11 protein-coding genes are annotated in these 14,177 nt (G+C 65.3%); 9 read left to right on the top strand and 2 right to left on the bottom strand.

The annotated features are described in order from the left end of the window. Positions 1–298 precede the first annotated feature (298 nt). The 4 genes from M3I54_RS15240 to M3I54_RS15255 all read left to right on the top strand — a co-directional run bounded on the left by M3I54_RS15240 (position 299) and on the right by M3I54_RS15255 (position 4,190). A complete protein-coding gene (locus M3I54_RS15240) occupies positions 299–1,333 on the top strand; it encodes a M14 family zinc carboxypeptidase (protein WP_028202649.1) in 1,035 nt (344 codons plus the stop codon). Then, the gene (locus M3I54_RS15245; protein ID WP_254337175.1) at positions 1,330–2,112 is read left to right on the top strand and encodes an alpha/beta fold hydrolase; all 783 of its coding nucleotides are present in this window, start codon (positions 1,330–1,332) and stop codon (positions 2,110–2,112) included. Before M3I54_RS15240 ends, M3I54_RS15245 begins: the two co-directional genes overlap by 4 nt. Positions 2,113–2,209: 97 nt before the next feature. Beyond that, a complete protein-coding gene (selD, locus tag M3I54_RS15250) occupies positions 2,210–3,277 on the top strand; it encodes a selenide, water dikinase SelD (protein WP_254337177.1) in 1,068 nt (355 codons plus the stop codon). 7 nt (positions 3,278–3,284) lie between these two features. Beyond that, complete coding sequence (locus M3I54_RS15255) at positions 3,285–4,190, top strand: cation diffusion facilitator family transporter (RefSeq protein WP_254337179.1); 906 nt, start codon at positions 3,285–3,287, stop codon at positions 4,188–4,190. A 178-nt stretch (positions 4,191–4,368) separates the two neighbouring features. On the opposite strand, the gene M3I54_RS15260 is transcribed toward M3I54_RS15255, so the two are convergent. Together M3I54_RS15260 and M3I54_RS15265 are read right to left on the bottom strand one after the other, a co-directional pair. Next, positions 4,369–4,641 carry a DUF4148 domain-containing protein gene (locus M3I54_RS15260; protein WP_254337181.1) on the bottom strand — a complete coding sequence of 91 codons (273 nt, stop codon included), beginning with the start codon at positions 4,639–4,641 and terminating at the stop codon, positions 4,369–4,371. A 212-nt stretch (positions 4,642–4,853) separates the two neighbouring features. After that, positions 4,854–5,858, bottom strand: a complete 1,005-nt coding sequence (locus tag M3I54_RS15265; protein ID WP_254337183.1) for a LysR family transcriptional regulator — start codon at positions 5,856–5,858, stop codon at positions 4,854–4,856. A gap of 188 nt (positions 5,859–6,046) precedes the next feature. On the opposite strand from M3I54_RS15265, the gene M3I54_RS15270 reads away from it, so the two are divergent. The 5 genes from M3I54_RS15270 (at position 6,047) to M3I54_RS15290 (ending at position 14,147) form a co-directional block, all read left to right on the top strand. Continuing rightward, entirely contained in the window at positions 6,047–6,940 is an 894-nt protein-coding gene (locus M3I54_RS15270) for an alpha/beta hydrolase (protein WP_254337185.1), read from the top strand. A gap of 69 nt (positions 6,941–7,009) precedes the next feature. Further along, on the top strand, positions 7,010–8,227 hold the full coding sequence (locus tag M3I54_RS15275) for an efflux RND transporter periplasmic adaptor subunit (RefSeq protein WP_254337187.1): 1,218 nt from the start codon (positions 7,010–7,012) through the stop codon (positions 8,225–8,227). Between the two features lie 114 nt (positions 8,228–8,341). Beyond that, positions 8,342–11,527: an efflux RND transporter permease subunit gene (locus tag M3I54_RS15280; RefSeq protein WP_254337189.1), complete on the top strand. Its 3,186-nt coding sequence runs from the start codon at positions 8,342–8,344 to the stop codon at positions 11,525–11,527. A 23-nt stretch (positions 11,528–11,550) separates the two neighbouring features. Continuing rightward, entirely contained in the window at positions 11,551–13,119 is a 1,569-nt protein-coding gene (locus tag M3I54_RS15285; RefSeq protein WP_254337192.1) for an efflux transporter outer membrane subunit, read from the top strand. A gap of 191 nt (positions 13,120–13,310) precedes the next feature. Beyond that, on the top strand, positions 13,311–14,147 hold the full coding sequence (locus M3I54_RS15290) for a MetQ/NlpA family ABC transporter substrate-binding protein (RefSeq protein WP_254337194.1): 837 nt from the start codon (positions 13,311–13,313) through the stop codon (positions 14,145–14,147). The last annotated feature ends 30 nt before the right edge of the window (positions 14,148–14,177 follow it).

The following is a 14,177-nucleotide window of genomic DNA, read 5'->3' on the forward strand; positions in this document are numbered from 1 at the left end:
GGTGTCGCGACGTCTAGACGACTACATGTTTTACGGTCTTCCTGGCGCAGAAAAAACGCGATGGATGTGACAGAGGCATGACGCCAAACATCTGTCACGCTCAATATCACGGGAAGCGGCTATATTGATGGGCAACGTACTTGCTGTCCCTGGTTTTCCTGACTTGTTGGTGACTCATTGTCGACAGGGGCGGCGGGTGCAAGGCAGTTGTAGACAATGCGGCCGCACAACGCGGCCCCGACCTGGGCGGCCCCACCTAGGCGGCCCCATCCAAACGAGCGACGAAACCCGGCGCCATATGCAGGCACTGAGCTTCCTACCTGACAGCTTCGAGGAATACGAGGATCTCAAGATGATCCTCGATGCCGGCGCACGCTGGCTCGACATTCGCAGCGAGGGCGAAGTCGAGGTGCGCGGCCGCACGTTTCCTCTCTATGTGGCGGCAATCGGCTCGCGCGATCCGGCCGCGCCCGGCATTGGTTTTTTCGGGGGCATTCATGGGCTCGAGCGCATTGGCTCGCAGCTCGTGCTCGACTACATGCGCGCACTGGTGGGGCGTCTTGCCTGGGACGAACTGCTCCTGCGCCAGCTCGAGTCCGTGCGCATCGTGTTCGCGCCGATCCTCAATCCCGGTGGCATGTGGCTCGCCACGCGTGCGAATCCGAACGGCGTGGACCTCATGCGCAACGCGCCGCAGGACGCCGACGAGCGCGTGCCCTTTCTCGCGGGCGGCCAGCGCGTCGGCTCGTGGCTGCCGTGGTATCGGGGGCGGCGCGGCGCGGCCATGGAGATCGAGGCGCAGGCGCTCCTGAAGATCGTCGACGAAGAGCTCACGCGGCGCCCGCTTTCCTTCGCACTCGACTGCCATTCGGGGTACGGCTGGACCGACAGCATCTGGTTTCCGTACGCGCGCACGCGCCGCCTCATACGCCATCTGCCCGAAATGTACGTACTCAAGACGATGTTCGAGCGCGCGCATCCGCATCACGGCTACACCTTCGAGCCGCAGAGCCATCAATATTTGCTGCACGGCGACTTGTGGGATTGCGCGTACGATCGCGCGCCCGACAGCAACATCTTTCTGCCGCTCACACTCGAATTGGGCTCGTGGCTGTGGATCAAGAAGAACCCGCGCCAGATTTTTTCGCGCCAGGGCATGTTCAATCCGCTCTTGCAGCATCGCACGGCGCGTGTGTTGCGGCGTCACGCGAATCTGTTCGAATTCCTCACGCGCGCCGCGTATTCCGCGCAGCGCTGGCTGCCCGAGGGCGTGATACGCGAGGAGGTGCTGAAAAGCGCGATCGGGCACTGGTATCGCAAGCCGGGCACATGAGCGAACCGTGGATCCTGCTGCGCGGCCTCACGCGTGAATCGCGCCACTGGGGCGCGTTCGCCGCGCGGCTTGCGGCGCGCGACGGCGTGCTGCCGATCGACCTGCCGGGCAACGGCACCGCGGCGCACGTACGCTCGCCGCTCGCGGTGGACGACTACGTGGACGCGCTGCGCGCCGAGGCGCAGCGGCACGGCGCACGCGCGCCATACCGCGTGCTGGCGATGTCGCTGGGCGGCATGGTGGCGACGGCGTGGGCGCTGCGTTACCCCGAAGAAATAGACCGGCTCGCGCTCGTAAATACGAGCATGCGGCCTTTTAGCCACATTCACGAGCGCTTGCGGCCCTCGGCGTGGCCCGCGCTCGTGCGCGTGGCGCGGCACTGGGATGGCGGCGATAGCGGCGACATTGCCGAGACGCTGATCCACGGGCTCACTTGCGCGCGCCGCGACACGCTCGCTGCCGACCTCGAAACGTGGCGGGCGATCCGCGCGAGCGCCCACGTGAGCCGCGCGAACGCGCTGCGCCAGCTAGCCGCCGCCGCGCGCTTCAAGGCGTGCGCCGCGCCGCGCTGTGCGGTGCTCGTGGTGTCGTCGCAAGGCGACGGGCTCGTGAACCCCGTTTGCTCGGCGCGGCTCGCGCGCGCCTGGGGCGCGCCGCACGTGGAGCATCCGTGGGCGGGGCACGATCTGCCGCACGACGATCCGCAATGGCTCGTCGATACGCTCCACGCGGGCGACTTCACCGCGAACGCCGCGGGCCAGGCCGCCGGGCGCGGCTGAACGGTGCCGCGGCGCGTGCGCGCCGCCCGCATCGCCCGTCCGGCGATTGCTCCATAATACGAACACTCATCCGGCACTTTCAGGACGATTTCCAGACATGAACGACAAACCCGCCATTGGCGCCGCCGTGCCGCGCCTCACGAGCCTTTCGCACGGCGGCGGCTGCGGCTGCAAGATCGCGCCGGGCGTGCTTTCCGCGCTGCTCGCCCGCAGCACGCCGCTCACCACCGCGTTTCCGAACCTGCTGGTCGGCACCGAGACCGCCGACGACGCCGCCGTCTACAAGCTCAACGACGAGCAGGCCATCGTCGCGACGACGGACTTCTTCATGCCGATCGTCGACGATCCGTACGACTTTGGCCGCATCGCCGCGACCAACGCGCTCTCGGACGTCTACGCCATGGGCGGCAAGCCGATCCTCGCGCTGGCGCTCGTGGGCATGCCGATCAACGTGCTGCCGCACGACGTGATCGCGCAGGTGCTGCGCGGCGGCGAGGACGTGTGCGCGGCGGCGGGCATTCCCGTGGCGGGCGGCCATTCGATCGACTCCGTGGAGCCCATTTACGGCCTGGCGGCGCTCGGCGTGGTGCATCCCGAGCGCGTGAAGCGCAACGCGTCGGCGAAAGCCGGCGACGTGCTCGTGCTCGGCAAGCCGCTGGGCGTGGGCGTGCTTTCCGCCGCGCTCAAGAAGGAACTGCTCAACGACACAGGCTACCAGGCGATGGTGACCGCCGCGACCATGCTCAACAAGCCGGGCGCGACGCTCGCAGAACTGCCCGGCGTGCACGCCATGACGGATGTGACAGGTTTCGGCCTGCTCGGCCACATGCTCGAAATCGCGCGTGGCGCGAATCTCACGGCGCGCGTGCACTACGCCGACCTGCCGTGGCTGCCGGGCGTGCAGAAGTTCGTGGATGACGGTGTGTACACGGGCGCCTCGGGCCGCAACTGGGCCTCGTACGGCGACGCCGTCGGGCTCGCGGCCAGCCTGCCTGAAAGCGCCCGCACGCTGCTCACCGACCCGCAAACCTCGGGCGGCCTGCTCGTGGCCTGCGCGCCGGAAAACGTGGACGAAGTGCTGGCGATCTTCCGCGCAGAAAACTTCAACGACGCACGCGTGATCGGCGAACTGAGCGCAGGCCCGGCGCGCGTGGACGTCGCATGAGGGCCGTATGAGCGGAGAATCGCCGAAAGCCATCTTCTACGCGCTCGCTGCGAACTTCGGCATAGCGGTCTGCAAGTACGCTGCCGCGGCGTTCACGGGTTCGGGATCGATGTTCGCGGAGGCGATTCACTCCACGGCCGACTGCGGCAATCAACTGCTGCTGCTCTTCGGCCTGCGCCAGTCGCGCGAGCCGCCCACGCCGCTGCATCCCATGGGCACGGGCCGCGCGATCAACTTCTACTCGCTGCTCGTGGCGCTGCTGCTGTTCTTCGTGGGCGGCGCGTTCTCGGTGTACGAGGGCGTACATCGGCTGATTGCGCGCGAGCCGTTGCGATTCGTGTATGTGGCGCTCGTCGTGCTCGGCATTTCCGTGGTGCTCGAAGCGTTTTCGCTTTACGGCGCGATGCGTGAGATTCGCAAGGGCGCGCCCACGAAATCGCTGTGGCGCTGGGCGCGCGAAACGCGCGATTCCGACCTGCTCGTCGTGGCGGGCGAGGACATCGCCGCGCTGGCGGGCCTCGCCATTGCGTTCGCCGCCGTGCTGCTCACGGTCATCATGGGCAATCCGGTATGGGATGCATGCGGCTCGATTGGCGTGGGCGTGCTGCTCATGCTGATTGCGTGGTTCATCGCGCGCGAAGTGAAGTCGATGATCGTCGGCGAATCGGCAAGCCCGGAAATGCGGCGCGATATCGAATCGTTCCTGCGCGCGCGGCCCGAGATTCGCAGCATCATCAGCCTCATTACCCTGCAATGGGGCAAGGAGGTGATGGTGGCAGTGCAGTGCGAAATGCTCGACTACGAGCACAGCCGCACCATGGTCGAAACGATCAACGAGATCGAAGCCGATCTGCAGGCGCGCTTTCCTCTCGTGCGCTGGGTGTTTTTCGAGCCGGATTTCGTGAATCGATAACGCCAAGGCCCGACGGTTGCAAAATCGCCGGGCCTTTTCACACTTTTCACATCTTCACGCGCGCTTCAAATTTCAATGCCGAAACGGCGTCCACACGGGCGTGGTGTTGTCCCACTGCTCGAGTTCGGAAGGTACGGTCGAATTCATGCTGGACTCCTACGTTTTTCGTCGTGCGGGCTTATTCGCCAGCCTGCGCAACGCGCTGGGCGTTGTTCGCGCGGCTTTCCTGCAGCGCGATGCGTTGCGCTTGCGTGCGGCCGATCAGGCTTTGCTCGGGGTAGCTCGTCTTGTTCAGCGAGGGCAGCGTGCCGTCCCGATACGCGGCAGCGATTTCCGCCTTCACTTCGGCGCGGGTTTTTGGAGCGCTGTTGTCCTGCGCGAAGGCGGAAACGCTAGCGGCGAGCGAGAAAACGAGCGTGGCGCCAATGGCGGTTGCGAGAGTGCGTTTCATGATCTGCTCCTTTTGTACTGGTGCCACGTGGGTCGCGGCGACAGGAGCAAATGTAGTTGCGCAGCCGTTTGCGATAAACGGCCGGAACGCGAAAGCAATTGTCGAAAATCTGGAACAATCGCTGCGCCGCGCCCGCGGAAGCCTCTGCGGGCGCGGCTTCCAGGGTTGGCGCAGCGCGACGGCGTTACGCCGCCCAGCCTATGCGGCCCAGCCTATGCGGCCCATTCCGAAATAACGGGCGTTTCGAGCGCCGGCGCGTTTTCACGCTCTTCGAGCGTGCGCATCGTGCAGGCCTTGTCGAGCGAGGCGCGGCCGCTCAGGAGCGGGCAGCGGTCGAACACTTCGGCGATCCAGTCCACGAACACGCGCACTTTCGGTGACAGATGGCGGCTGTGCGGATAGACGGCGGAAATCGGCATGGGCAGCGGCTTGTAGTCGGGCAGCACTTCGACGAGCGCGCCCGACTTCAGGTGCGGCAGCACCATGTAGCGTGGCCCCTGAATCAGGCCGAAGCCTTCGATGCCGCAGGTCACATAAGCGTCCGCGTCGTTCACCGAGACCATGCTCTTGAGCTTGATTTCCACTTCCTTGCCGTCGACGAGAAACGCCCAGTCCATCACGCGCCCCGTGCGCGACGAGAAGTAATTCACGGCGCGATGCTCGGCCAGTTCTTCGAGCGTTTGCGGCGTGCCGTGGTGCTCCAGGTACGACGGCGCCGCGCACGATACGCCTTCGAAAATGCCAATGCGCCGCGCGACCAGCGACGAATCCTGCAGCGCACCCACGCGCACCACGCAATCCACGCCTTCCTGCAGCAAGTCCACGGGGCGATCGGATAGTCCGAGTTGCAGGTCGATGTCCGGATAGCGCCCGTGGAACTCGCACAGCGATGGAATCACGATGAGCCGCCCGATCGAGCCGGGCATATCGATGCGCAGCTTGCCGTGCGGCTTGCGGTTGCGATCCTGGAATGTGGTTTCCGTTTCCTCGACGTCCGCGAGAATGCGCACGCAGCGCTCGTAGTACGCGGCGCCATCCGGCGTGAGCGACAGACGGCGCGTGGTGCGGTGCATGAGGCGCACGCCGAGAAACGCTTCGAGATTCTGAATGATCGTCGTGACCGATGCGCGCGGCATGTCGAGCGTTTCGGCAGCGCGGGTGAAGCTGTTGGTATCGACGACGCGGGTGAACACCTGCATGGCCTGAAGGCGGTCCATTGCCACTCTCCAAAAAGCTTCGGTCGCACGGCGCGCGGCGTTCGAAAGAAACGCCCGCGCAGAAAGAGGAGACAGATTGTTCAGATGCGCCGAATTGTGTTGCCGGATTATAGGCATTTATTTGCAAGTCTGCCGAACCCACAATTCGCTCCATTCGAATCTACTCTCGCGCATTGCGCCGATTTGACATGGATGTCTTTAAACGCTCAACGTCTTGGTCCTCCGCGGAGGAAGCGCCGCTCGCCGAAGTGCCTGCGGCCTTGCCTGTTACCGCGCCCGCCAAGCCCGGCAAGGCGCGCGCGCTGCTCACGACCGACGCGGTAATCGAAGGCTACGCTCAGCAGATTCCGCTGCGCCTGTACCGACCGGAAGCCGCGAATGGTCTACCGGTGTTGCTGTATTTCCACGGCGGCGGCTTTGTGCGCGGGTCGATCGATGAAGCGGATGCTATCGGTCGTTTTCTCGCAGAACGCTTACCAGCGCTCGTGGTGAGCGTGGGGTATTCGCTCGCGCCAAAGCACCCATTTCCCGCCGCGCCCGAAGATGCGCATCGCGCGGCACTGTGGGCGCTTACGCGGGCCCGCGCCTTCGGCGGCAATCCGAAGCGCGTGATTGCGGCGGGCCACGACGCGGGCGGCCAGATCGCCAACGTGCTCGCCTTCATGGGACGCGATCGGGGCGACGTGAAGCTCGCGGCGCAGGCGTTGTTTGCGCCGATGCTCGACCCGAGCCTCACGCGTCTTGGCGACGAGGCGCGCCTTGGCTCGGATATCACCGCAAGCGAATGCGCGGCGTGTTATCGCGCGTATCTGCCCGATGCGACGCAGCGCATGCATCCGTACGCCGCGCCGCTCGAATCGCTGCGTCTTGGGGGCTTGCCGCCCACGCTCATCGTGACCGCACAGAACGACGTGCTGCACATCGAAGCGGAAAAGTACGCGAGCCGCCTGATCGACGCGGGCGTGCGCACCCAGGTGGTGCGCTACCCGAGCGTCTCGCACGCGAACCTCGCGGCGCATCCGGCCGCGCTCAGCGAAGCCGTACGGTTTTTCCAATGTTGCTTCGACGCGGGCGCGTCATAAGCGAAGCATCCTTGCGGCGGTGCTGCCGAACCAGTGAAGAACAATCAACCATTATTTCTGGAGTCCGACATGTCACTTTTTTCGCAATCCCGAACCCGTATCGCGCTAGCGGTCATTGGCGCGCTCGTGGTAGCGGGCCTCGGCACCCTCGGCGCCATCCGCCTCGACTCGCACCCTGCCGTTGCCGCTGAAGCGCCGCCCGCACCCGAGGTCGATGTCGCAGCCGTGCTCAATCGCACCATCACCGACTGGCAGAGCTATTCGGGCCGCATGGCCGCCGTCGAGAAAGTGGAGATACGTCCGCAGGTTTCCGGCACGATCGTGTCCGTGAACTTCCGTGACGGCGCGCTCGTGAAGCAGGGCGAAACGCTGTTCGTGATCGACCCGCGCCCGTACCAGGCGGCCGTCGATCAAGCCGCCGCGCAGCTCGCCGCCGCACAGGCTCGCACGGGCTACGCGCAAAGCGACTGGGAGCGCGCGCAGCGCCTCATTGGCGACAACGCCATCGCAAAGCGCGATTACGACGAGAAGCAAAACGCCTCGCGCGAAGCGAACGCGAATCTCAAGGCCGCGCAGGCCGCGCTCGAAGCTGCGCAGATCAATCTGGGCTACACGCGCATCGTCGCGCCGGTTGCCGGGCGCGTGTCGCGCGCCGAGATCACGGTGGGCAACGTCGTATCGGCTGGGGCGAGCGCCGCACCGCTCACGACGCTCGTTTCCGTTTCGCCCATCTACGCCGAATTCGACGCCGACGAGCAGACCTATCTCGACTACATCAGCCGCATGAAGGATGGTTCGAAGGTGCCGGTGCAACTGGGTCTTGCGAACGAATCGGGCTATTCGCGCACGGGCACGATCGAGTCGGTGGATAACCGCCTCGACACCACGTCGGGCACGATCCGTGTGCGCGCGCGCTTCGACAACGCCGACGGCGCGCTGGTGCCGGGGCTGTACGCGCGCATCAAGGTGGGCGGGAGCGCCCCGCACCCGGCGCTGCTCGTGGACGACGCCGCCATCGGCACCGACCAGGACAAGAAGTTTGTGTACGTCGTGGATAACAGCGGCAAGATCGCGTACCGCACCGTGCAAACGGGCGGGCAGCAGGGCAACCTGCGCGTGATTCTGGGCGGCCTGAAGGCAGGCGACCACGTGGTGGTGAACGGCACACAGCGCGTGCGTCCCGGTGAAGCCGTGCGCTCGCACATCGTGCCGATGAACGGCGACCCCGACGCCGATTCGTCCAACACCGCAGCGAACCCCGGCGCCAAGACAGCGAAGACGTCCTGACGAGCGGCGGCCGTAGGCAATCGCAGCCTACGCCTGTGCATCAGTCAGGATGCCTAAGCAGTAAGATAGCAGCAAGATTCGCGTCAACTTGAGCGTCATGAAAAAGAGCAACCCATGAACATATCGAAATTCTTCATCGACCGGCCGATCTTCGCGGGCGTGCTGTCCGTGCTGATCCTGCTGGCCGGCGTGATCGCGCTGTTCCAGTTGCCGATCTCCGAGTACCCCGAGGTCGTGCCGCCTTCGGTGGTGGTCCACGCGCAGTATCCGGGTGCGAACCCGAAGGTGATCGCCGAAGCCGTCGCTGCGCCGCTCGAGGAGCAGATCAACGGCGTCGAGAACATGCTGTACATGCAGTCGCAAGCCAATAGCGACGGCAATCTCACGCTCACGGTCACGTTTCGCCTCGGCACCGACCCGGACAAGGCCACGCAGCTCGTGCAGAACCGCGTGAACCAGGCGCTGCCGCGCTTGCCGGAAGACGTGCAGCGCCTCGGCATCACGACCATCAAGAGCTCGCCCACGCTCACGATGGTGGTGCACCTGATCTCGCCGGACAACCGGTACGACATGACCTACCTGCGCAACTACGCGCTGCTCAACGTGAAGGACCGCCTCTCGAACATCCAGGGCGTGGGCGAGGTGCAGCTGTGGGGCTCGGGCGACTATGCCATGCGCATCTGGCTCGACCCGCAGAAGGTGGCACAGCGCAATCTCACCGCGAACGACGTGGTCAACGCGATTCGCGAGCAGAACGTGCAGGTGGCGGCGGGCGTGATCGGCGCGTCGCCTAGCGTGCCTGGCACGCCGTTCCAGCTCAACGTGAATGCCCAGGGCCGTCTGCGCACGGAAAGCGAGTTCGGCAACATCATCGTCAAGACGAATCCCGATGGCGGCGTGACGTACCTGCGCGATATCGCGCGTATCGAGCTGGCGGCCTCCGAATACGGTCTGCGTTCGCTGCTCGACAACAAGCCGGCCGTTGCGCTCGCCATCAACCAGGCGCCGGGCGCGAACTCGCTCGCGATTTCGGACCAGGTGCGCGCGGCAATGAAGGAACTCAAGCAGGACATGCCGGCGGGCGTGGATTATCGCATCGTCTACGACCCCACGCAGTTCGTGCGCTCCAGTATCGAAGCCGTGGTGCATACGCTGCTCGAAGCGATCGCACTCGTGGTGATCGTGGTGATCGTGTTCCTGCAAACGTGGCGCGCCTCGATCATTCCGTTGATCGCGGTGCCGGTGTCGATCGTCGGGACGTTCTCGCTCTTGCTTGCGTTCGGGTTCTCGATCAACGCGCTATCGCTGTTCGGTATGGTGCTCGCGATCGGCATTGTGGTGGACGATGCGATCGTGGTGGTGGAAAACGTGGAGCGCAATATCGCCAGCGGGTTATCCGCGCGCGATGCGACGTATAAGGCCATGCAGGAAGTGAGCGGGCCGATCATCGCCATTGCGCTCACGCTCGTGGCCGTGTTCGTGCCGCTCGCGTTCATGAGCGGTCTCACCGGCCAGTTCTACAAGCAGTTCGCGATGACCATCGCTATTTCCACGGTGATCTCGGCGTTCAACTCGCTCACGCTTTCGCCTGCGCTTTCGGCGCTGCTGCTGCGCGGTCACGGCGAGAAGGAAGACTGGCTCACGCGTGGGATGAACCTCGTGCTCGGTGGCTTTTTTCGCCGCTTCAACCGGGTGTTCCATCGCGGCTCGGAAAGCTATGGGCGCGGCGTAAACGGCGTGCTGCGCCACAAGGGCGCGATGCTTGCGGTCTACGTGGTGCTGATCGCCGCAACGGTGCTGATGGCGCGTGTGGTGCCGGGCGGCTTCGTGCCCGCGCAGGACAAGGAGTATCTGATCGCGTTCGCGCAACTGCCCAATGGCGCTGCGCTCGACCGCACCGAGAACGTGATTCGCGACATGAGCGCCATTGCGCTCAAACAGCCCGGCGTGGAAAGTGCCGTGGCGTTCCCGGGCCTTTCGGTGAACGGTTTCACCAACAGTTCGAGCGCGGGCATTGTGTTCGTCACGCTCAAGCCGTTCAAGGAGCGCAAGGGCAAGGCGCTTTCGGCAGGTGCGATTGCGGGTGCGCTGAACCAGCAGTACGCCAGTATCAAGGATTCGTTCATCGCCGTGTTCCCGCCGCCGCCGGTGCTCGGCCTCGGTACATTGGGCGGCTTCAAGATGCAGCTGGAGGATCATGGCGCGCTCGGCTATGAGGCGCTCAACCGCGCGACGCAGGACTTCGTCAAGCGCGCGGCGCAAACGCCGGAACTGGGCCCGACGTTCACGAACTATCAGATCAACGTGCCGCAACTGAACGTCGATCTCGACCGCACGAAGGCGAAGCAGCTTGGCGTGCCGGTCACGGACGTGTTCGACACCATGCAGATCTATCTGGGTTCGCTCTACGTGAACGACTTCAACCGCTTCGGACGCGTGTATCAGGTGCGCGTGCAGGCCGATGCGCCGTTCCGCCAGAGGGGCGACGACATCCTGCAACTGAAGACGCGCAACGCCGCGGGCGAAATGGTGCCGCTCTCGTCGCTCGTCACGGTCACGCCCACGTATGGCCCCGAGATGGTGGTGCGCTACAACGGCTACACCGCTGCCGACATCAACGGTGGCCCGGCGCCCGGGTATTCGTCGGGCCAGGCGCAGGCGGCGGCGGAACGCATCGCGGCTGAAGTGCTGCCGCGCGGCGTGAAGTTCGAATGGACCGACCTCACGTACCAGCAGGTGCTGGCGGGCAATGCGGGCGTCTGGGTTTTCCCGATCAGTGTGCTGCTGGTGTTCCTCGTGCTGGCGGCGCTTTACGAGAGCTTGACGCTGCCGCTCGCGGTGATCCTGATCGTGCCGATGAGCGTGCTGTGTGCGCTAACGGGCGTGTGGCTCACCCAGGGCGACAACAACATCTTCACGCAGATCGGCTTGATGGTACTGGTGGGGCTGGCTTCGAAGAACGCAATCCTGATCGTCGAGTTTGCGCGCGAGCTGGAGCATGACGGACACACGCCGCTTTCCGCTGCCATCGAGGCGAGCCGCATGCGTCTGCGCCCGATCCTGATGACGTCCATCGCGTTCATCATGGGCGTGGTGCCGCTCGTGCTCTCCAGCGGCGCGGGTTCGGAAATGCGTCATGCAATGGGCGTGGCCGTGTTTTTCGGCATGCTCGGCGTGACCGCATTCGGCCTGTTGCTCACGCCGGTGTTCTATGTGGTACTGCGCACGCTCGCGGGCGGCAAGATTCACGTCGCGCAGAAGGACAATGCGCGCAAGCCGCAGTCGATGGTCGACGCGTAAGGCGACAAGGGAAAATGATCAACATGACTAACGAATCCAGCTTGCGCTATAGCGGAGATGCCACGCCGGGAGGCGGGCACTTCGCGCGTATCACACGAATCGCGGCGAGCGTCGCGCTCTTTGCCTGGCTCGCGGCATGCTCGGTCGAGCCGACCTACAAGGTGCCCGACGCCGCCGTGCCCGCCGCCTACAAGGAAGCGCCGCAGCAAACGCAGAGCACGAATCCGCACGACGTGGGCACGTGGACGCCCGCGCAGCCCGCCGACGACACCCATCGCGGCGAATGGTGGACGGTGTTCGGCGACCCGACGCTAGACAAGCTCGAGCAGCAGGCGCTCGAAGCGAACCAGGACCTCAAGGCGGCCGCCGCGCGCGTGCAGCAGGCGCGCGCCGTGACGCAGGCCGCGCGCGCCTCGTGGTTCCCGTCGATCGATGCGGGCTTCGGCCCGACCTATGAGCGCGCCTCGCCGGCTTCGCTGTATCTGCCGCAGAACGCCAATGTGCCCGCGCAAACCCTGTGGCGTGCGCAGGCCACGGCGAGCTACGAGGTGGATCTGTTCGGCCGCGTGAGTTCGAACGTGCATGCCGCGCAGGCGGACGCCCAGCAAAGCGAAGCCTTGTTCCTCTCGGTGCAGCTCGCCTTGCAGGCCGACGTCGCGCAGAACTACTTCCAGCTGCGCCAGTTCGACTCCGACGTCGATCTGTACCGCCGCACGGTGGCGCTGCGAGAAGACGCGCTCAAGCTCGTCGAGCGCCGTTTCAAGGAAGGCGACATCAGCGCGCTGGACGTGGCACAGGCGCGCAACGAGCTCGCGAGCGCACGCGCCGACGCGGTGGGCGTCGCGCGTCAGCGCGCGGCCTCGGAGCACAGCCTCGCGATCCTGCTCGGCAAGGCGCCCGCGGACTTCACATTCCCCGAAACGCCGCTCGCGCCGGTGCTGGCGCAAGTGCCGCCGGGGCTGCCTTCCACGCTGCTGGAGCGCCGCCCCGACGTGGCCGCCGCCGAGCGCGCCATGGCAGCCGCGAACGCACGCGTGGGGCTCGCGAAGTCGGCGTTCTTCCCGCAGCTCAACATCACGGGTGCGGCGGGCTTCGAGTCGGCCACGCTCGGCGACCTGTTCATGTGGTCGAGCCGCGCGTTTCTGCTTGGGCCGCTCGCGGGTACGGCGCTCACGCTGCCGCTTTTCGACGGCGGCCGGCGCCGGGCGAATCTCGCACAGTCGCGCGCGAAGTATGAAGAAGATGTTGCGCAATATCGCCAGCAGGTGCTCGTGGCCTTCCGCGACGTCGAGGACAATCTCTCCGACCTGCGCCTGCTCGACGATCAGATCCGCGAGCAGAACGACGCGGTAAGCGCTTCGCAGCAGTCGGCGCACCTTTCGCGCACGCAGTACGAGGAAGGCGAGGTCAGCTATCTGAACGTGATCGACAGCGAACGGACGGTGCTCGTGTCGCAATTGCAGGCCAGCCATCTGCAGGGCTCGCAGGCCGTGGCGACCGTCAACCTGATCCGCGCGCTCGGCGGCGGCTGGGGCGACGCGAAGCCCGGCGACGGTACGCCGCCACCGCCGGCACCGCTCGCGGCGCGTTAAACCCCGCGTAAAAAGCCGAAACGCTCGCCGCCTGTGCATATCGCAGGCGGCGATTTCCTTTGCGCAATCGCTTCGTAGACCCGGCCCCGCCGCGCCCCTATCATCGTCTGGACCCATCTGGAGCCAACGCGATGGGCCCTCATCGCGTCGCTCCTCACTGAGCGAAGTCCAACTTCCATTCGAGGAACGCGATGATCCGTGCCGTGCGCGCCGTGGGGCGCCCTTCCTTTTTCCAGCGCTTCGGTCTGCTGACGGCAATCGCCCTGTCGCTTGCGGCGGCGGCGCTCAACGCGCACGCTGACACCTCCACGCTCAAGATCGGCATTGCCACCACGCCGCAAACGCCCGCGCTCCAGGAGGCGGCGCGCGAGGCGAAGGCGCAGGGCGTGGACGTGAAGATCATCGAATTTACCGACTGGAACACGCCCAACGCCGCGCTCGCGAACAAGGACATCGACGTCAACTACTTCCAGCACACGCCGTTTCTGGAAAACGCCGAACAGCAGGGCGGCTACAAGTTCGTCGCCATCGCGCCGGGTACGATCATGAAGATCGGACTGTATTCGAAGAAAGTGAAACGGTTCGAAGACCTGAAGGATGGCGCGACGGTCGCCATCGCGAACGATCCCGTGAACGGCGGCCGTGGCCTCTTGCTGCTGCAGCGCGCGGGCCTCATCAAGCTCAAGCCGGGCGTGGACTATCGCGCCACGACGCTCGACATTGTTGCCAATCCCAAACACCTCAAGATCGTGCAGCTCGAAGCCTCGCAACTCGCGCGGTCGCTCGACGACGTCGATCTCGCGCAAGGCTACCCGAGCTTCATCAAGCTCGCGGGCACTACCGATCCAAATAGCGCGCTGCTCTTTGACGGCGTGGAGAACAAGGCGTTTGCGATCCAGTTCGTCGTGCGGCCCGAGAGCGTGAACGATCCGCGCATTCGCAAGTTCATCGACATCTACCAGCATTCGCCGGCCGTGCGCAAGGAACTCGACAAGGCCTTCGGCAACCTCTACGCGGTCGCCTGGTAAAGCGCGCGCAATTCACGCACGAGGAGCAGC

The sequence above is a fragment of the Paraburkholderia sp. CNPSo 3274 genome (assembly GCF_024206475.1).
GTDB lineage: Bacteria > Pseudomonadota > Gammaproteobacteria > Burkholderiales > Burkholderiaceae > Paraburkholderia.